We start from the raw sequence: 22,246 nt of genomic DNA, 5'->3' as shown, positions 1-22,246 counted from the left end.
CTTTAGCGGTTACCGTCGATCAGATCGTTCAGCAGCGCATCGAACGCGGCCTGTGCGTCTTCAAGTTCCTGCAGAGCGGCATCAAAGGTTTGCAGCGCGAACGGCGAAGGCTCGCCGCTGCCTTGCGGCGGAAATTGCTTCTGCATCGAGGCGAACGTACTCTGCACGCGCAGCGTGGCGGCCACCATGCGCTCCATCGCCTGGGTTTCTTCGGCTCGGGCCTGTTCCGGATTCATTCCTCTCTCCTTGGATGGTTTTCTTGAAGACCAGATCGTACACGCTGTGTCCGTTCTTGCCGCCCTTGGCAGAACGACTCCGTTGAAGGTTCCAACGGCACGCTGCGGGAGAAGCGATTTAATCGGGAATGATTCCGCAGTCGCGCCGAGGCCAAGATACTCATCGAGCGTGGCTATAAAACCCCGCCGCAGGTCACAACGATTGGCTGCTTTGGATAAATCTGAAGGGCCGTTCTGGGTCGGAAGTCGCCCGTCGCAGAGCAGCGGCCGGCGGAATTCAGCCAGCAAGCGGGTAGACCTCGCCTTCGTCGCCCCGGATGACGGCAGAAAGCGCCACGGCCAGTTGCATAGCCGCCGCCATCGTTGGATCGACCGCGGATAGATTCCGAGGCGCGTTGAAACTTGCACGGCCCTGATTCCAGCTAAAGGCCTTGATCCATTCGCCATCGACAAGGACCGCGACACCGCCAGGTCTTCCCGGAATCGAAATCCTTTCGCCCGTCACTGGATTCACCGACGTGACCGGGTGCTCGTCTTCTTTTAAAGAGGCTTGCCCGAGGATAGCGGCCCGCCATTCATCCAGCGAGATGGACGGATCACGTTCGATGTGCAGTTGATAAGCCACGGCAGAAACCGGAACGGTAGGGAGTGGATTACGCTAACACGAATGACGGCTTAGGAGAAAGCCGGGTGGTCGCAAGGAGGGCGCGAAGGTGTCGTGGAGCGGCGCGGGGCAGCATAGAGCGGCATCCGGCCAGAAACGGCCGTTTGGCCGCCATGCGTGCCGGTCACTTGAATGCCTGTTTGTTGGCGGCTTCAGCCACTGGCACCTGTCGCAGCAAACAGAGCGCAATGTCGATAGATGTGTTGGCGACAATTAAGGGTTCGGATCGTCTGTGCTCTTGTCTTCTTCGTCTCCCGAGCCGCGCGTATCAATCTGCAGCGTTTGCTCTAATGTTTTCCCGGACCGCACGGGGAGCCACGCATCGTCAAGCTTCCCGGTCATCATCGCGGCGAACCGGCGACTAATGTGAAGTCCCTCTTTGCTTCTCTGCATGGCAAGTTCACCCGGTCCGCGCGGATAATGGAGATCGAAGTTGATCTCCTGCAGATCTGTCATGAATGAATAAAGCCCTTCGGCATCGAAGTGAACAGAGATAATCTGTTTTCCGACGATACGCGTTGACGTGATGCGCTCGACATTGTCCAGTGACCAGTGCCACATCCCGTGCACTATCGCTTTGCGATACTCGAGACCTCGCAAAATGCCCTCATGGACCCTTTCCAACTTCTCCCGGCGCTTACTGTTGGCATGATCCACCACACGCTCTTTCCACAGGCGCAACACGCCCGTGAACTGTATGTTGTTCATCTCTTTAGGCAGCTTCGGCAATTCCTCTCGGTCATCAGCGGGTACGTACGTATGTAGTGTTTGTACGAACACCTCATGTTCCAGAGAGGCCCAAGCGGCGACAATCTTGCCGACGAAGTACGTTTCCTTGTCGGTTAGCTCATCGTTCAGCAGCCTCTTCATTTTGTCATCTTTGCTCATCATTGCGCTCCTTCCTAGACGTCTTGCGTTTGCCGACTTTCGCGTCGGTCTTGCCCTCTCTCCAGATGCTTGACTACGGAAAATCGCGGGGACAATGATCTCGTCGATGTTCGACTGCCAACGAGGTTCCAAATTCGGCTGGCTTGGGGATAGCAGCACCGTCGACGTTATCCCCAATAACGTTGACCAAATTCTCGCAGCCGGTGAAGTGTGTCAATCCCGTCGATGTGGGCATACTCAAACGCGTGCCCATGTAAATTTGTTAGATCGACCATGATGCGGGCCGTATCGCCTACTCGGTCGACCATGTATGGACGCCGACGCGCTGCGCCACGGATTTCCCAACGGGGCTCAGAAATATCGTGCGCGAATGCATTGCGGATTTGATAGACCAGTTCTGCGAAATGCTCATCCTCAGAGGTCGGCACAGCGCCGTTGGTGGCTAGTAGTGACCTGCCGCTTGCTTGCTCATATTCTTCCCTGCAACGATTGAGGGTTATTGCGGCGGCGCCGAATGCAACCGAGAGTTGGTTTGCGCAGGCCAGTCGCAAATCGTCATACGAGTGGAAGATTTGGTCTGGAAGGACCCAAACGCTAGGTCCGTCCTCAAATGTCAAGGGCTGGTCAAGTTCCGCGATGTCGAGCTTTTCATGCTCGGCGTAGTCATAAAGCTTTGCTGCGAAGGCCAGTTGAGCAAATGCAGAGTCCAAATAGTTCATGATTTGATCGCCACTCGTTCGCGGAAGTCCACAACGTTCTCGGTCCCTGATCCTATCCGGTCGATGGCGTAGCCATCAATGGAAATTGCCCATGAGGCGTTGATCATCCCTCGCTCCCGAGTGACTCTTCTATGTTGGAACCGGTCGTATATGCCGTCTGGATCGAAGGACCGCTCCGGGTCGGCAACAGCCGAACGCGTCCGACTGTAGCCGGACGCGTTCGGTCATTCGCGCACGTCGCCGTTCGGGCGTCGGCGGCGCCCGGCAACGATCCATTCGATTCGGCGAAATACGTGGAAACCGGGCTCCGTCAGCCAAAGCTGATCAGGTCCTTGAAGATCAGGTATCCCCAGCTTTTTCCGCGCGCGTGCACCAGCCATCCGCCTTCCGAAAGCCGGCCGAGCCGGATCGGCGCGAAGCCGAGTTGTTCCGCCAGCGCACCGACCTCCGCCGCGGCCTCGTCGTCGTCGCTCGCCAGAAACACGACTCTCCTGCCACCGTGGACGGCCGGGTCCTGGCCGAGAACGGAGGCGACCAGATGGTTGGGCTATAGTCGTAAACGATATCCATAGCGACGTCTACGACATGAGATTGACTATCCTGGCCCTCGACGGTCTGTTCGATACCGGGCTCACGGTGCTGCTGGATACCTTCGCGATGGCCAACGAACTGGCTGCTGCTCAAGGCTTTGCCGCGCCACCCTTCGACGTGACGGTGGCGGGCGTGCGCAAACGCATTCGCACCGCGCATGGATTGTCGATGCCGGTGGAATCGGCAAGCGGCGTGCGCCACCCGGACTGGGTGGTCGTGCCCGCGCCCGGTATCCGGGAGCCGGAGCGCCTGGCCCAGGCGCTGGAGCGTCGAGACGTGCGCGATGCGATGGCGCACCTTCGTGCGTGGCATGCTGGCGGCATCGGCGTGGCCGCCGCCTGCATCGGTACGTTCGTGCTGGCCGAAGCCGGGCTTCTGGATCATCGCGAGGCGACGACCACGTGGTCGCTGTCGCCTTTTTTCCGTCAACGTTATCCGGCGGTCGATCTGAACGAGTCACGCATGGTCGTCGCCGCGGATCGCCTGATCACGGCAGGATCGGCCATGGGCCATCTGGATTTGGCGCTGTGGTTGCTGCGTCAGGCCAGTCCCGAGCTGGCCACGCTCGTGGCGCGCTTCATGTTGATCGACAAGCGCGCGTCGCAAGCCGAATACATCATTCCGGATTACCTTGCACACGCCGATCCATTGGTCGCGCGATTCGAGCGCTGGGCTCGCGAGAATCTTTCCCGGGGTTTCTCGCTTCAGGCAGCCGCAGCGGCATTGGCCGTCGGACCGCGCACGTTGCAGCGTCGTACCGAGGCGGTACTCGGGAAGTCGCCGCTGGCGTTCTTCCAGGATCTCCGGATCGAACGGGCGCAGAACCTCGTGTCGATGGGTTACGACCTGGAGACGATCGCAAGCGAGGTCGGCTATGCGGATGCGGCGACGTTGCGGGCCTTGTTGCGGCGCCGGCTCGGCCGTGGGGTGCGGGAATTGCGCGCCGACAATCGGTAGCGTCCTCGGTACGGCCGGTGTTGCTTCGCCAACGCGGGCGACTGGGCTCGAACGCCGTCGCCGCGTCGACGGCGGCGCCGTCGTACGCCGCGCATGCCGAGGCAAGGTTCCGTGGGCTCCGCCGGAACCGCGCTAGCGCGTGCCGACGTCCGCGTGAACGCCCGTCAGTTCGATCATGAAATCCAGGAACGCGCGCGTCTTTGCCGGCACGTGATGCCGGGATGGGTAGTACGCGTACAACGGATACCGCTCGTCGGCCCATTCGGGAAAGAGATCGATCAACCGGCCGTCGGCGATCAGCGGCTCGGCGCCGAGCAACAGCATCTGCGCGATTCCGGAACCGGCGAGGCATGCATTGAGCAGCGCGCCCGGATCGTTGACCGTGAGGCGTCCGCGGGTGTCGACCACGATGCGTTTGCGCTTGCGATGGAATTCCCACGCGAACGGCTTGCCTGTCTCGGGGTTGCGAAATTCCAGGCAGCGGTGGAGTCCGTTCTCGAGGTCCTGGGGTTTTGCCGGCCGTCCCCGGCGCGCGATGTACGAGGGCGCCGCGACCGTCACGACGCCGGTGTCGAGCAGCTTTCTCGCGATCAGGCTGGACGCCCGCGGTTCGCCGAATCGCACGGCGAGGTCGAAGCCGTCCATGACGAGGTCGCCGAGGCTGTCTCGCGCGATGAGCTCGATGTCGAGCTCGGGATGCGCGTCCATGAACGCATCGAGCCGTGGCCCGAGAATGGCCCGGTAGACGACCGGATCCAGATTGATTCGCAGCTTTCCGCGCACGACGGAGGCGCCGCCTGCGGCCGCCGCGGCGGCTTCCTCCAGCCCGGCGAGATGCGGCATGACCTGCTCGTAAAAGCGGCGGCCCTCTTCGGTGAGCGACACGGATCGCGTCGTTCGGTTGAACAGCCGGATGTTCAGCCTTCTTTCCAGCCGGGCAATCGCTCGGCTGACGCCCGGCGGCGTCATGCCGATCACGTCGGCGGCAGCCGCGAACGTCCCGGCATCGACCACGGCGGCGAACACGCTGATGCTGCCGGACAGTTTTTCGCTACTGGATCTCATCGTCGTTCGAGTGAATACGGGGAGCGGGTGGCGAGCGGCCCACGGACGGCCGACGCGCGAACGCTGCGCGGCGCGGTGCCGCCGGGCGTCCGCGTCGATCATGCCCAATTGATGACACGTTGTCACTGATCTGATGCCATCCATGTCGTTTTGTTTCGTTCGGCGTTTGTCCAGAATGCGACCCACGTATTCACACATGGAGAACGAGCAATGTATGCCATCACAGGAATCACCGGCCAGGTCGGCGGCGCACTGGCCCGCGAGCTGCTGGCCGCGCGGCGGCCGGTGCGCGCGGTCGTACGCGACACGACGCGGGCAAGGGCATGGGCGGAGCGCGGGTGCGAGATGGCGACCGCGGTCATGGAAGACCCTGCGTCGCTTGCCGCCGCGTTCGCCGGCGCGTCGGGCGTTTTCATCCTGCTGCCACCGGTGTTCGATCCGGCACCCGGGTTTCCCGAGGCGCGGAAGGTGATCGAAGCCGTATCCGCCGCGCTTCTGACGGCGCGTCCGGAAAAGGTCGTCTGCCTGTCGACGATCGGCGCGCAGGCCCACGAGACCAATCTGCTCACGCAGCTCACGCTGATGGAGCAGGCGCTGTGCGAGATGCCGATGCCGGTGACGTTCCTGCGGCCCGGCTGGTTCATGGAGAACGCCGCGTGGGATGTCGCGTTCGCGCGCGACGGGGGCGTCGTCGCCAGTTACCTGCAGCCGCTCGACAAGCCCGTGCCGATGGTCGCCACCGCGGACGTGGGCCGTGTTGCGGCGGAACTGCTGCAGCAGACGTGGAGCGGGGTGCGTGTCGTCGAGCTCGAAGGCCCGCGCCGGGTGAGCCCCCACGATCTCGCGCTGGCCTTCGCTCGCGTGTTGGGCCGGGACGTGCGCGCGGAAGCCGTCGACAGGCGAACGTGGGAAGCGCTGTTTCGCGCGCAGGGCATGAAACATCCGCTCCCGCGCATGCGCATGCTGGACGGCTTCAACGAAGGCTGGATCGATTTCGACAGCTATCCTGACGATATCTTGCGCGGCCATGTCGCGCTGGACACGGTGCTGGGCGAGATGGTGTCGCGTACGGTCTGAACGAATGCGGCGGGCGACGCGTGGTGCGCTTGCGCCGCGCCCGTCCATGCATCGGATTTCCGATCAGGCGGAGAGCGGCTTCCATGCCGAAGGGATGTCGTAAATGCCGCCATTAATGTCATTTATGACTATGGCGCAAGGCCTCGTCGCGCGTCTAGACTGCGAAGCATTTCCGGCATTCCCGGATCTGTTCAACCGCCATCCGCCTGCTCGTACCGGCTCGTTCACTTCAGAGATCAACATGAAATCGACTCCCGGCAGCATCCTCGACACGATCGGCAACACGCCGCTCGTCCCGTTACGATATGTTGTCCCGAAGAACGGCGCGCGTCTGTTCGTCAAGCTCGAAAGCCAGAATCCGACCGGCAGCATGAAAGACCGGATCGCGCTGGCGATGATCGAAGCGCCCGAGCGCGATGGGCGTCTGCCGCCCGGCGGCGCGGTGGTGGAGTACACCGGCGGCAGCACGGGCGTGTCGCTCGCGCTGGTGTGCGCCGTCAAGCGGCATCCGCTGCATCTGGTTTCATCGGATGCGTTCGCGAAGGAGAAGCTCGATCACATGCGCTTGCTCGGCGCGAAGCTGACGCTCGTCCCCAGCGACAACGGCAAGCAAACCGAGAAGCTGACGAAGGACATGATTCGCGAAGCGCATCGGATTGCCGGCGAGACGGGCGCATACCTCACCGCACAGATGGAAAACGCCGATCAGCTCGGCGCTTATACGAAGATGGCCGACGAGATCTGGGAGCAGACCGGCGGCCGTCTCGACGGTTTCGTCCAGAGCGTCGGTACCGCTGCGTCGCTGCGCGGGATTTCGCGGCGCTTGCGCGAGCATGACGCACGCATCCGGATCGCCGGTGTCGAGCCGGCCGAATCGGCGGTGCTGTCGGGTGGGCCGACCGGGGCGCACAAGATCGACGGAATCGGCGCGGGCTATGTCGTGCCGCTTTGGCGCGACGGTATCGCGGACGAACTCGAGCGCGTCTCGACGGAGGACGCGAGAGCCATGGCGTTCCGGCTGGCCGCCGAGGAGGGGCTGTTCTGCGGTACGTCGACCGGCGCCAACGTAACCGGCGCATTGCGACTCGCCGAACGGCTCGGCCCGGACGCCACGATCGTGACGATCATGTGCGACACGGGCATGAAGTATCTGAAGTCGTTCGCGCAAACGATGGGCTGATGGTTTGGGGGGCTTGGGTCGGCGAGATCCGCGTGCATGAAAAACGCAGTACCTCCCGCTTTCCCGATAGCCGAGAGCGTTTCGTCCGCGCCGGATCGGCTGATCGGCGCGGCGCTTTGGTTCGCGGTTGCCGTGCCTGTTCGAGATCCGCCGAGCAGCACCGAACGCGACGACGCGGTACCGACCTTGCCTCCAGCATCGTGGGGGCGACGAGATCGTGGCCGACTATCGCGCGACGGGTTTCGCGTTCGACTGGCATCTGCCGGCGCTGCCGTGCGATCTTCACCCGCCGATTCTCCACCGCAACTCAGCGACCTTCCACCGCGCGCGCCGGAACCGTTGCCGCGACCAAAGTTGCATCGCCGATTTTCGGCAACCACGCAAACGCGATCGCGACCAGCGTGACGCCGACGACGAGCATCGGCGCCACCATCGGCCACGCGCCCGACTGATAGCGCGGATCGGTGAAAACCGCCGCCGTCTGTCCCACGCCGAACGCGAAGAACATCATGATGAAGCCGGACCACGATACCGCGCGACCGGCAAGGTGAGGCAGGCCGCTGACCGCGCCTGCCTGCCCGCACGGCTGATGGATGCCGTGGCCGAGGCAATACACGCCATGCCCGACGAGCAGCGGCCAGATGCTGCCGGGAAGCAGCGCACACCCCAAAGCCTGGATCACCGCCCCTGACAGGCTCAACGTTGCGCCCTGGCGCACCGTGCGCAGCATGCTTTGACGTCGCAGCAACTGCCGGCAGCCAAAGGTGCTCAGGACGTAGACGAGCGTCCCGCTCGCCGGGATCCAGCCGTATCGCTGCGGCGAGATGCCGAACTGCCGGATATAGATCGTCGGAGAAAGCAGCAGAAAACAGAACATGCCGGTGTACGTCGACGCGGCCAGCAGCGTCCATACCCTGAACGGAGCATTGCCGAATATCTCGCGCACGTCCCCGGCCGAGTTCCGGCGCGGCGCGATTCTCGCGGCGCTTTCCTCGAAGCCGTACGCGCACATGACGAGCAAGCCGAACGCATACAGGCTCATCCCCGCGAGTACCCATCGCCAGCCGGCGTGCTGCGTGACGTATGCCCCGACGATCGGGGCGAGGAACGCCATCATCCCCATTCCCATGAAGCCGCGTGCCATCACGTACGGGCCGTCGCCCGCCGAATACCGGTCGCGCACCGCCGCACGGGCGCATACCAGTATCGCGGCCATGGCAAAGCCCTGCATCGCACGCGCGGTCACCAGCATCGCGGCGGTCGACGCGAGCGCCGCCGCCAATGCGGTCAGCGCATAGAGCGTCAGGCCGGCCAGCAAGACGGGGCGACGGCCGAACCGGTCCGACAGACTGCCCATCGGCAACTGTCCGACACCGAATATCAATGCGAACACCGTGAGGCTGACGCTGGCGGAGCCCAGCGTCGCGGCGATTTCAGGCAGCGCAGGCAGATAACTGTCGGTCGCCACCGGCTGGGCCGCCAGCAACAGCGGCAACATGAGCGCGAAGTTCAGGCGAGCGGGGCGCGTGGTGTCCGGCATGACGGGGTTCGGCACGGTCTAGGGCGGGGAAGGGGCGGGGGAAGCGGGCGGCGGCAACGCAACGTCGCGCGACGCGGCGCATTCGTATGGACGCGCCGAGTCTACCCGATCGCGCCTGCCGCCCCTGCCGCGTTCGATGCCGTCGCGCATCGGGATCGGCTGCATGCCGACACCCCATCGCGTGTTCAGTCGAACGGCACGGCCAGCCGGTCGATCACCGCACTGGTCGCGGGGCGCACGCCGCGCCACCATGCGAACGCCTCGGCCGCCTGCTCGACCAGCATGCCGACGCCGTCCGCGATCCCGTGCACGCCCGCGTTTTTCGCGAGCCGGAGGAACGGCGTGAGCCGCTTGCCATAGGCGAGTTCGTAGGCGGTTCCCGTCGGACTGAACACGCTCGGCGGGACGGGCGGCAGATCGCCGGTCAGGCTGGCCGACGTCGCATTGACGACGAGGTCGAAACGTCCCATCCGCGCGAGGTCCGCGTAGCTGCCGGCCACGAGCGGACCGCGCCCGGCCACCTGCGCGGCCAGTGCACGCGCCTTGTCGACGTCGCGATTCGCGATCACGAGTTCCGCCGGGCCGGCTTCGAGGAACGGCAACAGCGCGCCGCGCGCCGCGCCGCCCGCACCGAGCACCAGCACGCGCTTGCCGGCCATCGGCAGATTGAGATTCGCTTCGATATCGCGAACCAGCCCGATGCCGTCGAAGTTGTCCGCCAGGATGCGGCCGCCGTCGAACTTGAGTGCGTTGGCCGCGCCCGCGAGCCGCGCACGCTCGCTGCGTTCGTCCGACATCGCGAACGCGTCGAGCTTGAACGGCGCGGTGACGTTGATGCCCTTGCCGCCGCCATCGAAAAACGCACGCACCGTTGCAGCAAAAGCACCTGCCGGCTCGAGCGGGCCTTCGATCGCCGTATAGCGGAGGTCCTGTCGCGTCTCTTGCGCGAAGAGGCCGTGAATCAGCGGGGATTTCGTGTGTCCGATCGGATTGCCGATCACCGCGTATCGATCAGTCATCGTTGGCTCGCTTTCGAATAGAGGACGCCATCGGCCTGCATCGCGTCGATTTCGGCCGAATCGAACCCGAGGGAGCGCGCGACTTCCGCGTTGTGCTGCCCGAGGTCGGGCGCGACGTCGCGAATCGTCGTATCGCAATCGGAAAACCGGAACGGCAGGTTGGGCAGACGCAGCGTCCCGTAGCGCGGATGCTGTTGCTCGACGACCATGCCCCTGGCCTGGATCTGCGGATCGTTCAACACCTCGTCGATGCGCTGCACCTTCGCGCAAGGAACGTCGATGCCGTCCAGCAGGTCCAGTACCGACGCGACGGAACGCGCGGCCACCCACGGCTCGACCACCGACAGGATCTCCGCGCGGTGTGCGTTGCGGCCGGTGCTGTCGTGAAACCGCGTGTCGGCGCCGAAACCCGCCGGGCCGCCGTGCGTCGCGATCAGGTCGGCGAAGCGCTTCCACGCATCGTCGACCTGCGCGGCGATCACGAGATCGCCGTCAGCGGCACGGAACACGCCGTAGAGTGTCGACGTCGGCATGTCGTGCCCGGTCTGCTCGGGCAGCACGCCCTGCAGCGTGTAGCACTGCACCGCGTATTCGTGCATCGACACCAGCGTGTCGTACAGCGCCATGTCGACGTGTTGCCCGCGGCCGCTCTTCACGCGCCCGAGCAGCGCGGCATTGATCGCCGCGACCGCATGTATGCCGGTGTACATGTCGCCGAGCGAAATGCGCAGCAGCGGCGGCCGCTCGCCGGGCGTGCCGACCATCTGCATGATCCCGCTCTTCGCTTCGGCGATCAGCCCGAAGCCCGCGCGATGCGCGTCGGGGCCGGTGTGCCCGTACGCCGAAATCGAGCAGTAGACGAGGCCCGGATTGCGCGCCGACAGTTCGGCATAGCCGAGCCCGAGCTTGTCCAGCGCGCCCGGCCGGTAGTTCTCGATGAAGACGTCGGCGGAGTCGCACAGCCGCTGCATGAACGCCTTGCCGCGCGCATCCTTCATGTTCACGCTCACGCCGCGCTTGCCCATGTTGAGCTGCAGGAAGTAGCCGCTTTGCTGGTCGTCGAGCACGGTCGCGTGCTGGCGCCCGGCGTCGCCGGCGCCGGGACGCTCGACCTTGATGACTTCGGCGCCGAGCGCGGCGAGACAGCGCCCGACATACGGGCCGGCGAGAAAGTGGCTGTAGTCGACGACGCGAATGCCTTCGAGGGGACGAGCCTGCATCACCGTGCCTCCGGACGGCGCGGCACCATCAGACGATGTTCGCCGCGTTGAACGACCTGCCCGTCCTGATTGATCAGTTCCGACGGCAGCACGACGATGCCCCAGTCCGGGCGGCTCTTGCTCGCCCGCATCGAACCGACGCGGAACGTCACGTGCAGCACGTCGCCGACCTTGATCGGCAGCAGGAAATCCCAGGTCCAGCCGAGCGACATGCCCGGCAGGAACCGATAGTCGCTCTGGGTCTTCAGGCCGTCGGCGACGGACAGGCCGAACAGTCCGTGCGCGACGAGGCAGCCGAAATGGCTGGCGTTCGCGTAATCCTCGTCCACGTGAACGGGCGTATGGTCGCCGGTGAGGTCGGCATACGCGAGAATGCGTTCCTTGGTCACGACGTAGCTCGGGCTCGTGCACGTGTCGCCCTCGCGGGCGTCGTCCCAGTATTTCTCGACGATGGTCATGGTCATGCCTCCGCGCGCGGGTCGATCGCCAGTGCCTGCGCGACGCAGGACGCCGGCCGGGCCTGAATCAGTTCGACGGCGAGCCCGTCGGGCAGGCGAAGCCAGTTGCGTCCCTGCGGCATCTCCGTCACGTCGAACCGCCGCGCCGCGGCCAGCGCGGCCTCCAGGTCTTCGCACATCACGCCGAGATGCGCGAGCCTGCCTTCGGGGCCGTCGTGTTCCGGCGCGTGGATGAACTGCAGGCCGCCGAGCGTCCAGTACTGTCGCGGCGCGTCGAGCGTGCCGTCCACTTCGCGCAGCGTCATGCCGAGCACGTCCTCGAAGAAGCGGATGTGCCACCGGATGTCCTTCACCCAGATCGCAACGTGCTCGAGATAGGCTTTCGTGGCATTCATGCGGCAGCCTCCTCGCGCCGGCGATCGGCCATCGCGCGCTCCAGCCCCTTGATGCAGGCGACGAGCGTGGCGTTGACCGGGGTCGGCACGCCGTAGCGCTGCCCGGCGCGCACGACCGAACCGTTGATGAAGTCGATCTCGGTGATCGAGCCTTTCTCCAGGCTTTGCAACATCGAGGTCTTGAAGGCCGCGGGCAGCCCCTCGGCGGCGAGCGTCCACGCCTGTTCGGGATCGGTCATCGACAGCCTGACGCCGGCCGCCTGCGCCGCCGCGATCGCCTCGGCGACAGCCGCGAGCGACGTCGCCTTCAGCAGCGGCTCGTCGTAAAGCTGGCCGTAGGTGAGGCCGGTGACGCCGGTCAGCGCGCCGGTCGCGACGTTCACGAGCAGCTTGTCCCACATCGTGCCGACGATGTTGTCGCTGATCGTCGTCGCGAGGCCGGCGGTATCGAACGCGTCGGCGATCGCCCGCACCCGCGGCGTGATGCGGCCGTCGAGTTCGCCGATGTAGGTGGCCTTGCCGATGACGCCGGATTCGATATGGCCCGGCCCGCGAAGCACGCCGCCGACGTAGGTCTTGCCCGCGAGCACGCGCTCGCGGCCGACGGCGTCGCTCAGGATGTCTTCGTGTCCGAGGCCGTTCTGCAGCGACAGCACGACGGTATCGGGCCCGACGAGTGAGCGGGCGCCGCGGATGGCCGCGTCGGTGTGGAACGACTTGACCAGCACCACCACCAGGTCGGCCGCGCCGACTTCGGCAGCCTGCGTCGTCGCGTGAACGCGGACGTGCCGGGAGCCGCCGGCGTCGTCGACCCGCAGGCCGTCGCGCCGCATCGTATCGACGTGCGTGGGCGAGCGGTCGATCAACCAGGTCTCGTGACCGCCTTCGGTGAGGGTGGCGCCGATCGCGCAACCCAGTGCGCCGGCTCCCAGAATCGCGATTTTCAATGCTGTCTCCTTGACGTGTGGCCTCACGATAGAAGCCGGCGCTCATGTCGACAATGCAATGGATACAATGGCGTCATTGCCATGGACAATAACGCGCCGATGCCAGCCGATCTGCCGGACCTGAAACTGCTTCAGCTATTCGATCTCCTGTACGACGTGCGCAGCGTCACGCGCGTCGCCGAGCAGCTCGGCCAGAGCCAGCCGACCGTCAGCATCTGGCTCGGGCACTTGCGGGAGCACCTGCACGATCCGCTCTTCATTCGCACGCCCGGCGGCATGGCGCCGACGCCGCAAGCCGACGCGTTGATCGGGCCATGCCGGGAAATCCTCGAATCGCTGCGGCGCTTCACTGCGTGGGAAATCGCCTTCGATCCCGCGACCGCCCAGCGGCGCTTTCGCATCTGCATGACCGATGCGAGCCACGTCACGCTGCTGCCGCGGCTGCTGGCCCATGTTCGCGCGCAGGCGCCCGGCGTCCGGCTGGAAGCCGCACGGATCGACGGCAATACGGAGCGGGCGCTCGAATCGGGCGAAGCCGATCTCGCGATCGGCTACGTGCCGTGGCTCGGCGGCGGCATTTATCAGCAGAAGCTGTATGACCAGGACTGGATTTGTCTGGTGAATCGACATCACCCGAGGATTCGCGGCCGGCTCGGGGTAAAGCAATATCGTTCGGAAGGGCATGTCGCGATTACGGCCGGAACCGGCGCGCAACTCCTCGAACAGGCGCTGCGGCAGGCGCGCATCGAGCGCGACGTGGTGCTGGAATTGCCGGGTTTTCTGGGCTTGGGGGCGATCGTGCAGACGACCGACCTGATCACGACGCTACCGCGTCATATCGGCGAGACGCTGGCCCAGGTCAACGATCTGGCGGTGCATGCATGCCCGATCCCGGTCGACGGGTTCGCGGTGCGGCAGCATTGGCACGCGCGCTATCACCACGAGGCCGGCAACCGGTGGCTGCGAGGTGTCGTGATTCGATTGTTCGGTGCTTCGCATTGACTGTGGCTTCGGCGTTCGCGATGGACGCCGGAGGCGGCGCGGCTTTCGGGCGCTTCCGATTCGGCCGCGCCCGAAAGCCGATCATCGATAGACGATCTGCGCGGCGAGGTCGTGCTTGATCGAGGGGCGGCAACTCCAGTTTCGCGGTTTCGCCGAGGTGCCCGGCCTTGAGCAGGGACGGCAGCCGCATTACGCCCGGGAGGCCGTTTCGGCGCCGAACCGTTCGACCACGAATTCGGTAAAGCTACGAAGCTTCGGCGATTTCCGCCTCTCCTGCAGATAAAGCAGATTCATCGGCCGTTCCGGCCCGGCGAAGTCCGGCATGATCTCGACGAGGCGCGCGTCGCGAATGTCGTCGCGTATCAACATGGACGGAAGCATCGCGATACCGAGCCCTCTCAATGCCGCCCGGCGCAACGCGTCCGCACTGTCGATTTTCAGCCTGCCGTCCACGGCGATGCTCGTCGGCCCGTCCGGACCTTCCAGCATCCATCGAGGTTGCGCCGCGTGCCATTCCGATCGGGGCGGATACGCATACGTCAGGCATTGATGCTCGGCAAGCGCTTGCGGCGTAGTCGGCACACCGTGTTCGCGAACGTAAGCGGGCGACGCGCACAGCACCAGCCGATAGGGCGCCAGCGGCCGCGCCACCACATCCGGGTTGGCGAGCGCGCCGATGCGAATGGCTGCCTCGAAACCGTCGTCGAACAGATCGGCGAGCGAGTCGGTTGCGACGATATCGAGCTGGACCTCGGGGTAGCGCGGGTAATAGTCCGCGAGCGCGGGAACCAGGCACTCGTTCGTAAACACGACGGGCGCGGTCACGCGCAAACGCCCCCGCGGCTGCTGGAGGTGAGCGAGCGCAAGCTGTTCCGTGTCGTCGACCAGGCCGAGGACTTCGACGCATCGCTCGTAGTAAGCGTGGCCGAACGCGCTGACTTTCTGCTTACGGGTCGTGCGGTGCACGAGGACCGCGCCCAGCCGGTTTTCCAAAGCCTGAAGGTAGTTGCCGACCATGGTCGGCGACAGGTTGGACGCTTGCGCGGCTGCGGTCAGGCTACCCGTTTCCACGATACGGACGAATACGGTCATCGCCTTGAGGAGATCCATTGCGCAATGGTACTGGATTCTGTTTCAAGGCGACGCGCGTTTATCGGCCACCGGTTTGGAAATAGATTGCGATATCCGAACGAAAGGAGAACTGAAATGCCGTATGAACTTACGACGTTGTCGTGTCCGCTTACGGACCAGGACAGGGTGTCCCGCCGTGCGCATCGCTGGGTGTCGGATGCCGACGCGCGAGGGCGCCTGCTGGGCGCATGGCGCACGGAAATCGGCGAGCTGTCGCGGATTGTCGTGCTGCGTGGCTTCGAGACGATGGATGAATTGCAGCATGAACGCAATCGGGCATTGCGCGCCGAGCGACCTTTCGGAATTGAAAGCGCGTCCGTTCGATTGGCGATGGAAAGCTATGCGCTGTTTCCTTTTCTGCCCGACGTCGAACCGGCGGCATTCGGCGGCTTCTACGAGATTCGCCGCTACTGGCTGAAAGCCGGCGGTATTGCGCCGACCATTTCCGCGTGGGAGTGTGCGATAGGTCCGGCCCACGCCTATACGTCACATCTCGTTTGCAACCTGTACGCGCTAGATGGACCGCCGCGCATCACGCACATTTGGGGATTCTCGAGTCTGGAAGAACGCATGGCGTTGAGAAAGCGGCACTATGCGGAGGGTCTTTGGCCTCCGACGGGCGGTCCGGAGCAGATCGAAAGCGCGACGTCGACGATCGGCTTGCCGGAGGCGTGGTCGCCGCTGCACTGAATGCGCTGTGGGCGCGCGTGTCACGCTATTTCTCCGGCGGAAGGATTCAGATCGGGAGACGGAGCCGCCGCCCGCGTCGGCTGCACGACGGTTCGGCGCTCGGCCGCCGAACCCGAGTCCTCCGGCGAACCATGCGCAGCCGGCAACGCAACGCGCACATAAAGAAACGCGCGCCGTTCTCGATCGGGCAGCACTTGCGGCCCATAGCTGATCCTGACCGCGCCGTCGTCGATCTCGCCGGCCTGCGCGAACCGCCACGCACCGGGATCGCTGTCGAGCAGGAATTCGGCGCGCGCATACGCGTGCGGCTCGAACAGCTCGGGAATCGTCACCGTCCGTCCATCGAGCTTGTCGAGCAACGCTTCGACCACGTTGAAGCCGTAGCCGTCGCGCACGATGTCGCAGATGAAGCTGCCCGCGATGCGCGGATTCAGTTCGATCACGTGCGGCACGCCGTCGTGCACGATGCAGTCGAGATGCACGGGCCCCCACGTGAGCCCGGCGGCGGCCGTCGCGCGCGCGCCGACGTCGATCAGCGCGCGCAGCGTGTCGGCGTCGAGATCGAGTTCGGATGTATACCCGCGCTCGAGAAAACCGGCGCCGTGCCGCTTCAGCTTGCGCAGCGCGCCGACGTAGCGGCCGTCGAAATACTCGACGCAGTATTCGCTGCCCTCCAGGAATTCCTCGATGACGACGCGTTCGGTCGCACGCGAAGCGGCATCGGCGTGCATGGCGGCGAGCGCGTCCAGCTGCGCGCGCACGGCGGCCACGTCCTCGCAGCGGCGCACGCCGTCGCTCGCGGAGCCTTCCGACGGCTTGACGACGACCGGAAAGCGCAACGCGGCCGCCGCGGCCGCGAGCGCCGCCGGCGCGGCCAGCGTGCCCGCGACGAATTGCGCGGCCGGGATCCCGTGCGTGGCGAGCAATGCCTTCTGGTTCGACTTCGACACTGCGTGCGCGACGTGCCGTGCATCGGGGCCGGGCAGCCCGAGCGCATCGGCGACCCATGCGGCGGTGCGTGCATAGGTGTCGTGCGCGGTCGTCACGCGCAGCGTGTCGAGTTCGTCCGCGAAGCGCGCGCGCAGCCAGCCGGCGAGCTGGTTGGCGTCGGGCGCGAGATTGACCGTCTCGACGCCGTCGGGAAACACGCCGTCGAGACGATGGCCGGGCGCGGTAACGACGGTCACGGCCGCCTGGCGTGCGAGGGCGGCGCGCACCAGCGCGACGCTGCTGCCGGTGGCGCGTGCGCCGATCACGATGAGTCGCTTCATGACGAATCCTTGATCGAGGGCGGAAGAGGAAGCCGGCTAGCGGGGGCGCCGGCGCAGCTGCTGCGCTTCGAGGCGCGGCAGCAGATGCTGGACGACGCGCGGCAGCGTATAGATCGGCAACTGCGCGCACGCGAACACGAGCGCCATGGTCGGCGTCGCGGCCAGCCCGAGCGCCGCCCACATCAGCCCGACGTTGCGATTGGCGACGATCAGCGCGACGTTCAGGCGCGTGCGGACGTCGCCGGGCGTGAGCCCGTACGCGACGATCTGGAAACCCGCGTTGACGGCGAATGCGAGGGCGATCGCGGTTAGTGCGCGGTGCGGGGCGTCGATGATCGACTGCTGCATGCCGGCCATCGTGCCGAGCGCGAATATCAACAGCGCGGCGACGACGATCGCGTCGATCGGCGTCGCGTGGCGCGCGAGCCGCGCGCCGGCAAAGCGCCGCACGAGCAACGCGACGCCTTCGGCGCTGCCGATCAGCAGCGCGAGCCGCAGCGCGAGGCTCGACGGCGAGATCGACACCGCCGCGTCGTGGCTGAACCAGGCCGTCAGCAACGGGGCGGTCAGCGGCACGAACACCATCGACGCGAGGGTCGCGACGAGCGCGACGCTGGCGTCGAGCGACAGCATGCGCGCGATCGTCGACGTGCCGCTCGACGGCGGCGCGCAGTACGCGATCACCAGCGCCACGACCCAGTCGTACGGCAGGCCGGCGAGCCGCGCGGCGATGCCGAGCGCGACCGGGCACGCGATCATCGTCATGGCGGGCAGCAGCAGCGACACGGCGGGACGCCGCGCCACCGCGCGCACGGCGCTCGGCTCGACGCGCAGCAGCGTGCCGAGCACGAACAGGAACACGGTCGCGGGCATCAGCGGCCGCGCGAGGTCGGCCAGCGGCGGCGCCAGCAGCCCGAGGCCGACGCCGCACGCGAGCACGGTCGGGCCGCGCCGCACCAACGCGGCGATCAGTGCGCGCACGGGCGAACCTCGGGCCGGTGGCGAGCCGGAGTGAAGCCGAAGCGGGCGGCGGATGGCATGCGGATTCCCTGGAAGCGGACAGCCTAGGCTAATCCGGATGATTGGAGAAGTAAAATGATATAAACTGAATCTGTAACAAGAGAAAGTGATATGAACATCCCTCTCCTCGAAACTTTCCGGGCCGTCGTGCAGGAAGGCAGCGCGTTGCGCGCGGCCGAACGGCTCGGCTGCACGCAATCGAACGTCACGGCGCGGCTGCGCCAGCTCGAAGAGTCGCTCGACGCGCCGCTGTTCGATCGACACGGCAAGCGGCTGGTGCTGAACGATGCCGGGCGCCGGCTGATTCCGTATTGCGACCGCATCCTGCGTCTCGTCGACGAAGCGACGCAGGTGGTGCGCGAAACGCCGGTAGCCCGCGGCTTGCGGCTGGGGTCGATGGAAAGCACGGCCGCCACGCGGCTGCCGGCGCTGGCCGCCGCGCTGAAGGAACGCGATCCGGCGCTCGGCCTCGCGGTGCAGATCGGCAGCGAGCCGGACCTGGCCGACGCGCTGTTGCGCGGCCGGATCGACGCGGCGCTCACCGCGCGCGCGGTCGTGCGGCCCGGGCTGCGTTACGAGCCCGCGTTCGCGGAAGACATGGTGCTGGCGAGCGCGGTGACCGTCACGCGCCGGCAACTGTTGGCCGACAACACGGTGCGCTTGCTCGCGTTTCACGACGGCTGCCCGTATCGCGCGGTCGCGGAGCACTGGCTGAAGGCGCGCGGTGTCGCGATCGAATCGGTGTCGTCGTTCGGCACGTTCGGCGCGATCCTCGGCTGCGTCGCGGCCGGGATGGGCGTCGCGATCCTGCCGAAGCGGATCACGGCCGAGCACGTGGCGCGCAAGGAGCTGCGCACGCATGCGTTCGACGATCTCGGCAGCGTGACCACCTACCTCGTCACGCTCGACGAAGCGCCTGCGCTGCCCGAACTCGACGCATTGCGCGCGGTGCTCGGCCGGCAGGCCGGTGCGCTGCTCGCACGCTGATACGAGACTGCGCGGCCCTGGCGTGAACACGCGCTAGGCCGGCGCGACCGCGCCTTCGTCCGCGAAGAAGTCGGCCTCGATTTCGCGAATCCGCCGACAATCCTCGAGCAGCCGCTCGAAGGTCGGGCTGTAGAGGCCGACCGTGCCGAGCGCCGTCTGCAGGTCGGTGGTCACGCGCAGCGAGTCGCCGACCTTGACCCACTGCTTGAGCCCGACGAACGACGGCAGCGCCTGGATCGCCTGCCACGTGAAATCCTGCCGCAGCACGCCGTTGCGCGACGACAGCAACAGCACGTGCCCGCAGTACCCGCGAAAATCCGTCGGCGCGGCGACGTCGCCGAACAGCCGCTCCGGATGCAGCACGGCTTCGACGGCGGCCGACACGTGATTCTCGCCGCTGACCGCGCTCGTCAGCCGCGGATCGAGGCTGCCGTGCAGACGGGCGTTCAGCTCGACGATCGTCGGGCCGTCGGACGTATCGAACAGTTCCAGATGGGTCGGCCCGAAGCGCACGTCCAGCGCGTCGAGCACGTCGGCCGCATAGTCGAGCAGCGGCGCGTAGCGCGGATCGGTGTGGTTCAGCACCAGCATCTTGTCGAGCCGCGGCGCGTGCGTGCGGTCGCGATGCACCTCCCACAGGCTGACCACGCGATGGCGGCCCTCGAACGACACCGAGTCGACGATGTATTCCTGCCCCTCGGAATAGCTCTGGATCACGATGTCGTCGTTCGGCTGGTTGTACAGCGAACGGGTGGCCAGCACGTCGCGCGCGGCGGCCTCGATCTGCGCGAGCGTCCGGCAGATCTTCACGCCGGCCACGCCCGCGCTGCGCGCCGGCTTCACCACGAGCGGCAACGTGCCGTGCGCGCGCGCCCAGTCGAGCGCTTCGTCGACCGACGTGCTGTGAAAGTGCGCGGGCGCGCGCAGCCCGGCCTGACGAATGCGTTCGTTCATCGCGAACTTGTCGCGTCGCGCGGCGGAGGTCGCGAGCGGGTTGCGAAACGGCACGTCGAGCCGCTCGGCCAGCGTATCGGCCAGCTCGAGCGCCGCGTCGAGGCCGTGCAGCACCGCGCCGATGCGCAGGTCGCTCAGTTGCGCGAGCGTCGCGTCGATGTCGCCGCGATGCTGGACCTGCCGGATGTAGTCGGACGGCACGAACTGGTTTCGGTAGATTGCCGGCAGATCGGGGTCGCTGATCACATGCGCGCAACGGATGCCGTATGCGCGAAACGCGGGGGCCAGGTAAGCGGCGGTCGACGCGCCGTCGACGATCAGGACGGTATCGATGAAGCGATGCTGCATGGATTCCTCGCTCGGATGGGGGATCGGGTGAAGGAGGCGGGGCGCCGGCGTGCTCAGGCCCGCGTGCCGGTATCGGCCGGGTCGCCGGGCCAGCGCACCGCCAGCACGACACAGGCCGCGACGAGCACGGCCGCCACGGCGAACGCGCGCGCCGCGCCGGTCGCGATGGCCGCGCCCTGGCCGGCGACCAGCGCGCCGAGCGTCGCGACGCCGATCGCGGCGCCCACCTGGCGTGCGGTATTGAGGATCGCGGACGCAGTGGCCGAGCGCCCGGCCTCGACACTGCCGAGCATCGTCGACGTCAGCGCGGGAATCGCGATGCCGCCGCCGATCGCCATCGCCGCGAGCCCCGGCGCCAGCAACGCGTACGGCGCGTGCGCGGCGAGCGTCCGCCACAGCCACACATAGCCGGCGAGCGACACGGCGAGACCGACGATGACGGTCGCGCGAAACCCGTAGCGGACCGCGAGCCGAGCGCTCGCGATGTTGGCGAGCATGATGATCGTGAGCGGCGCGAGCGCGAGCCCCGATTCGGTCGCCGTGAAGCCGCGCGCGTTCTGGAAATAGACACTCAGCGAGAAGATCAGCCCGTAGAACGCCGCATTCGTGATCGCGCCGATCGCGAGCACGCCCGGCACGCGCGCGATCCGGAAGAACGCGAGCGGCAGCATCGGCGCGCTCGCGCGCCGCTCGATCGCGACGAACGACGCGCCGAGCGCGACCGACGCGATCAGTGCGCCGGCCGCATACGGATCGCCGATCCCGTGCGCGCCGGCCCGGATGATGCCGCCCGTCAGCAGTCCGAGCACGAGCACCGCGACGATCTGGCCGGCCGGATCGAACAGCCGCGTGCGCGCGGCGGCCGAATCCTGCACGTGGCGCAGCGTGAGCCACAGCCCGAGCGCGCAGATCGGCAGGTTGATGAAGAAGATCGCGCGCCAGCCGAGCGAATCGATCAGCAGGCCGCCGAGCGTCGGTCCGGCCGCGCTGATCGCGCCGCCCGTCGCGCTCCACCATGCGACGGCTTTCACGCGCGCGGCGGCATCGCTGGCGCACGCATGCGTGATGAGCGCGAGCGACGTGGGCAGGATCATCGCGGCGCCGACGCCTTGCGCGATCCGCGCGGCAACCAGCGCCGCCAGCGACGGCGCGAGCGCGCAGCCGAGCGACGCGAGCAGGAACAGCGCAAGGCCGTACGCGAACAGTCGACGGCTGCCGAAGCGGTCGGCCAGCGTGCCGGACGTCAGCAGCAGCGCGGCGAACGACAGCGTATAGGCATCGACGATCCACTGCAGCCCGTGGACGCTCGATCCGAACGCGTGGCCGAGGCTCGGGATCGCGACGTTGACGACGGTCACGTCGAGCTGGACGATCGCGAAGCCGAGGCTCGCGGCGGCGACGGTCGGGAAGAGGGCGCGCAGCGACGCGCGGGGCGAATCCGCGGCGGCGATCGGCGCGCGCTCGACGCGGTCGAGCGCCGGGGCACGGTCGCTCATCGCGACTCCCGGGGCGTATGGGGTGTGTAGGGCGTATAGGGCGCGTGGGACGGCTGGCGGTATCGGTTCATCGGGCGGGTTTCCGTAAGGCGGACGAGGGAAGCCGGCTGCCCGTCGGGCGCCGGTCGCTGCGTCGAATCCGACGGAAAAATAGCATCGACCCGTTAGCGAATACAAATAATAAGCAGCGATTTTTTAACAAGTATTCCTGTTAAAGGGCCGCTCGAGCGAGGTGAACCGGTTCCGGCCGGATTGCTGAACTTATATCGATAATGTTCGTTTGCAATCGAATTAATATCATTTCGCAATGCAATGCGGGTCTCCTAGTCTTGTCGAGCGCTTCGCCCCGAGGACGGCGGAGCGCGGCGGCGATGCCACGCCGCTCTTCGAA

The 22,246-nt window shown here is 66.3% G+C and carries 22 protein-coding genes and 1 pseudogene; 6 read left to right on the top strand and 17 right to left on the bottom strand.

Features of this window, described 5'->3' with window-relative positions; genetic code table 11:
- Positions 1-2: 2 nt before the first annotated feature.
- From WT53_RS00235 to WT53_RS00225, 5 genes and pseudogenes are all read right to left on the bottom strand, one after another.
- The gene (locus WT53_RS00235; RefSeq protein ID WP_011549124.1) at positions 3-236 is read right to left on the bottom strand and encodes a hypothetical protein; all 234 of its coding nucleotides are present in this window, start codon (positions 234-236) and stop codon (positions 3-5) included.
- Positions 237-513: 277 nt separating this feature from the next.
- The gene (locus WT53_RS33245; RefSeq protein WP_155294501.1) at positions 514-861 is read right to left on the bottom strand and encodes a hypothetical protein; all 348 of its coding nucleotides are present in this window, start codon (positions 859-861) and stop codon (positions 514-516) included.
- A gap of 252 nt (positions 862-1,113) precedes the next feature.
- Complete coding sequence (locus tag WT53_RS00230; RefSeq protein WP_034209468.1) at positions 1,114-1,788, bottom strand: hypothetical protein; 675 nt, start codon at positions 1,786-1,788, stop codon at positions 1,114-1,116.
- 167 nt (positions 1,789-1,955) lie between these two features.
- Positions 1,956-2,507 (bottom strand): hypothetical protein, encoded by a 552-nt coding sequence (locus tag WT53_RS33240; RefSeq protein ID WP_155294502.1) that lies wholly within the window; start codon positions 2,505-2,507, stop codon positions 1,956-1,958.
- Between the two features lie 310 nt (positions 2,508-2,817).
- Positions 2,818-3,051, bottom strand: a pseudogene (locus tag WT53_RS00225) (NADP oxidoreductase coenzyme); the annotation flags it as partial.
- A 41-nt stretch (positions 3,052-3,092) separates the two neighbouring features.
- Between WT53_RS00225 and WT53_RS00220 the strand changes: the two are divergent.
- Positions 3,093-4,055 (top strand): helix-turn-helix domain-containing protein, encoded by a 963-nt coding sequence (locus tag WT53_RS00220; protein ID WP_034209017.1) that lies wholly within the window; start codon positions 3,093-3,095, stop codon positions 4,053-4,055.
- A 132-nt stretch (positions 4,056-4,187) separates the two neighbouring features.
- Here the strand turns inward: WT53_RS00220 and WT53_RS00215 are convergent, their stop codons facing one another.
- Positions 4,188-5,120: a LysR family transcriptional regulator gene (locus tag WT53_RS00215; protein ID WP_034209018.1), complete on the bottom strand. Its 933-nt coding sequence runs from the start codon at positions 5,118-5,120 to the stop codon at positions 4,188-4,190.
- 210 nt (positions 5,121-5,330) lie between these two features.
- On the opposite strand from WT53_RS00215, the gene WT53_RS00210 reads away from it, so the two are divergent.
- Together WT53_RS00210 and WT53_RS00205 are read left to right on the top strand one after the other, a co-directional pair.
- Positions 5,331-6,197, top strand: coding sequence for an NmrA family NAD(P)-binding protein (locus tag WT53_RS00210; protein ID WP_060258093.1), 867 nt, complete (start codon positions 5,331-5,333; stop codon positions 6,195-6,197).
- Positions 6,198-6,438: 241 nt separating this feature from the next.
- Positions 6,439-7,377, top strand: a complete 939-nt coding sequence (locus WT53_RS00205) for a PLP-dependent cysteine synthase family protein (protein ID WP_060258090.1) — start codon at positions 6,439-6,441, stop codon at positions 7,375-7,377.
- Between the two features lie 307 nt (positions 7,378-7,684).
- On the opposite strand, the gene WT53_RS00200 is transcribed toward WT53_RS00205, so the two are convergent.
- From WT53_RS00200 to WT53_RS00175, 6 genes are all read right to left on the bottom strand, one after another.
- The gene (locus WT53_RS00200; protein WP_059827476.1) at positions 7,685-8,917 is read right to left on the bottom strand and encodes an MFS transporter; all 1,233 of its coding nucleotides are present in this window, start codon (positions 8,915-8,917) and stop codon (positions 7,685-7,687) included.
- A 185-nt stretch (positions 8,918-9,102) separates the two neighbouring features.
- Positions 9,103-9,936, bottom strand: coding sequence for a shikimate dehydrogenase (gene aroE, locus WT53_RS00195; RefSeq protein ID WP_059827474.1), 834 nt, complete (start codon positions 9,934-9,936; stop codon positions 9,103-9,105).
- Positions 9,933-11,156 (bottom strand): CaiB/BaiF CoA-transferase family protein, encoded by a 1,224-nt coding sequence (locus tag WT53_RS00190; protein WP_060258087.1) that lies wholly within the window; start codon positions 11,154-11,156, stop codon positions 9,933-9,935. Before WT53_RS00190 ends, aroE begins: the two co-directional genes overlap by 4 nt.
- Entirely contained in the window at positions 11,156-11,614 is a 459-nt protein-coding gene (locus WT53_RS00185) for a MaoC family dehydratase (RefSeq protein ID WP_034209024.1), read from the bottom strand. The genes WT53_RS00190 and WT53_RS00185 overlap by 1 nt, the downstream gene beginning before the upstream one ends.
- A 2-nt stretch (positions 11,615-11,616) precedes the next feature.
- The gene (locus WT53_RS00180) at positions 11,617-12,009 is read right to left on the bottom strand and encodes a VOC family protein (RefSeq protein WP_027786521.1); all 393 of its coding nucleotides are present in this window, start codon (positions 12,007-12,009) and stop codon (positions 11,617-11,619) included.
- The gene (locus tag WT53_RS00175; RefSeq protein ID WP_060258083.1) at positions 12,006-12,956 is read right to left on the bottom strand and encodes a ketopantoate reductase family protein; all 951 of its coding nucleotides are present in this window, start codon (positions 12,954-12,956) and stop codon (positions 12,006-12,008) included. Before WT53_RS00175 ends, WT53_RS00180 begins: the two co-directional genes overlap by 4 nt.
- 81 nt (positions 12,957-13,037) lie before the next feature.
- Between WT53_RS00175 and WT53_RS00170 the strand changes: the two genes are divergently transcribed.
- Entirely contained in the window at positions 13,038-13,958 is a 921-nt protein-coding gene (locus tag WT53_RS00170) for a LysR family transcriptional regulator (RefSeq protein WP_034209026.1), read from the top strand.
- A 189-nt stretch (positions 13,959-14,147) separates the two neighbouring features.
- Here WT53_RS00170 and WT53_RS00165 read toward each other — a convergent pair whose 3' ends face one another.
- The gene (locus WT53_RS00165) at positions 14,148-15,068 is read right to left on the bottom strand and encodes a LysR family transcriptional regulator (protein ID WP_034209027.1); all 921 of its coding nucleotides are present in this window, start codon (positions 15,066-15,068) and stop codon (positions 14,148-14,150) included.
- A 96-nt stretch (positions 15,069-15,164) separates the two neighbouring features.
- On the opposite strand from WT53_RS00165, the gene WT53_RS00160 reads away from it, so the two are divergent.
- Positions 15,165-15,779, top strand: coding sequence for an NIPSNAP family protein (locus WT53_RS00160; RefSeq protein WP_034209028.1), 615 nt, complete (start codon positions 15,165-15,167; stop codon positions 15,777-15,779).
- A gap of 20 nt (positions 15,780-15,799) precedes the next feature.
- Here the strand turns inward: WT53_RS00160 and WT53_RS00155 are convergent, their stop codons facing one another.
- Both WT53_RS00155 and WT53_RS00150 read right to left on the bottom strand, forming a co-directional pair.
- Complete coding sequence (locus WT53_RS00155; RefSeq protein WP_052100399.1) at positions 15,800-17,050, bottom strand: acetyl-CoA carboxylase biotin carboxylase subunit family protein; 1,251 nt, start codon at positions 17,048-17,050, stop codon at positions 15,800-15,802.
- 36 nt (positions 17,051-17,086) lie between these two features.
- Positions 17,087-18,031, bottom strand: a complete 945-nt coding sequence (locus WT53_RS00150) for a hypothetical protein (RefSeq protein WP_034209029.1) — start codon at positions 18,029-18,031, stop codon at positions 17,087-17,089.
- Positions 18,032-18,181: 150 nt separating this feature from the next.
- Here WT53_RS00150 and WT53_RS00145 point away from each other — a divergent pair, with 150 nt between their 5' ends.
- The gene (locus WT53_RS00145) at positions 18,182-19,057 is read left to right on the top strand and encodes a LysR family transcriptional regulator (protein WP_060258078.1); all 876 of its coding nucleotides are present in this window, start codon (positions 18,182-18,184) and stop codon (positions 19,055-19,057) included.
- A 33-nt stretch (positions 19,058-19,090) separates the two neighbouring features.
- Here the strand turns inward: WT53_RS00145 and WT53_RS00140 are convergent, their stop codons facing one another.
- On the bottom strand, positions 19,091-20,359 hold the full coding sequence (locus WT53_RS00140) for an ATP-grasp domain-containing protein (protein ID WP_060258075.1): 1,269 nt from the start codon (positions 20,357-20,359) through the stop codon (positions 19,091-19,093).
- Positions 20,360-20,412: 53 nt separating this feature from the next.
- Positions 20,413-21,855 (bottom strand): MFS transporter, encoded by a 1,443-nt coding sequence (locus tag WT53_RS00135; protein ID WP_060258073.1) that lies wholly within the window; start codon positions 21,853-21,855, stop codon positions 20,413-20,415.
- Positions 21,856-22,246 lie beyond the last annotated feature (391 nt).

The sequence above is a fragment of the Burkholderia sp. MSMB2157WGS genome (genome assembly GCF_001532755.1).
Taxonomy (GTDB): domain Bacteria; phylum Pseudomonadota; class Gammaproteobacteria; order Burkholderiales; family Burkholderiaceae; genus Burkholderia.
Note: the sequence above shows the minus strand (reverse complement) of the source record. Positions and strands in the feature narration are given on the sequence as shown.

What these genes read in the sequence shown, in the direction of transcription:
- WT53_RS00235 (WP_011549124.1), bottom strand. Translation starts at nt 236, where the DNA reads ATGAATCCGGAACAGGCCCGAGCCGAAGAAACCCAGGCGATGGAGCGC.
- WT53_RS00230 (WP_034209468.1), bottom strand. Translation starts at nt 1,788, where the DNA reads ATGAGCAAAGATGACAAAATGAAGAGGCTGCTGAACGATGAGCTAACC.
- WT53_RS33240 (WP_155294502.1), bottom strand. Translation starts at nt 2,507, where the DNA reads ATGAACTATTTGGACTCTGCATTTGCTCAACTGGCCTTCGCAGCAAAG.
- WT53_RS00220 (WP_034209017.1), top strand. Translation starts at nt 3,093, where the DNA reads ATGAGATTGACTATCCTGGCCCTCGACGGTCTGTTCGATACCGGGCTC.
- WT53_RS00215 (WP_034209018.1), bottom strand. Translation starts at nt 5,120, where the DNA reads ATGAGATCCAGTAGCGAAAAACTGTCCGGCAGCATCAGCGTGTTCGCC.
- WT53_RS00210 (WP_060258093.1), top strand. Translation starts at nt 5,331, where the DNA reads ATGTATGCCATCACAGGAATCACCGGCCAGGTCGGCGGCGCACTGGCC.
- WT53_RS00205 (WP_060258090.1), top strand. Translation starts at nt 6,439, where the DNA reads ATGAAATCGACTCCCGGCAGCATCCTCGACACGATCGGCAACACGCCG.
- WT53_RS00200 (WP_059827476.1), bottom strand. Translation starts at nt 8,917, where the DNA reads ATGCCGGACACCACGCGCCCCGCTCGCCTGAACTTCGCGCTCATGTTG.
- aroE (WP_059827474.1), bottom strand. Translation starts at nt 9,936, where the DNA reads ATGACTGATCGATACGCGGTGATCGGCAATCCGATCGGACACACGAAA.
- WT53_RS00190 (WP_060258087.1), bottom strand. Translation starts at nt 11,156, where the DNA reads ATGCAGGCTCGTCCCCTCGAAGGCATTCGCGTCGTCGACTACAGCCAC.
- WT53_RS00185 (WP_034209024.1), bottom strand. Translation starts at nt 11,614, where the DNA reads ATGACCATCGTCGAGAAATACTGGGACGACGCCCGCGAGGGCGACACG.
- WT53_RS00180 (WP_027786521.1), bottom strand. Translation starts at nt 12,009, where the DNA reads ATGAATGCCACGAAAGCCTATCTCGAGCACGTTGCGATCTGGGTGAAG.
- WT53_RS00170 (WP_034209026.1), top strand. Translation starts at nt 13,038, where the DNA reads ATGGACAATAACGCGCCGATGCCAGCCGATCTGCCGGACCTGAAACTG.
- WT53_RS00165 (WP_034209027.1), bottom strand. Translation starts at nt 15,068, where the DNA reads ATGGATCTCCTCAAGGCGATGACCGTATTCGTCCGTATCGTGGAAACG.
- WT53_RS00160 (WP_034209028.1), top strand. Translation starts at nt 15,165, where the DNA reads ATGCCGTATGAACTTACGACGTTGTCGTGTCCGCTTACGGACCAGGAC.
- WT53_RS00155 (WP_052100399.1), bottom strand. Translation starts at nt 17,050, where the DNA reads ATGAAGCGACTCATCGTGATCGGCGCACGCGCCACCGGCAGCAGCGTC.
- WT53_RS00145 (WP_060258078.1), top strand. Translation starts at nt 18,182, where the DNA reads ATGAACATCCCTCTCCTCGAAACTTTCCGGGCCGTCGTGCAGGAAGGC.
- WT53_RS00140 (WP_060258075.1), bottom strand. Translation starts at nt 20,359, where the DNA reads ATGCAGCATCGCTTCATCGATACCGTCCTGATCGTCGACGGCGCGTCG.
- WT53_RS00135 (WP_060258073.1), bottom strand. Translation starts at nt 21,855, where the DNA reads ATGAGCGACCGTGCCCCGGCGCTCGACCGCGTCGAGCGCGCGCCGATC.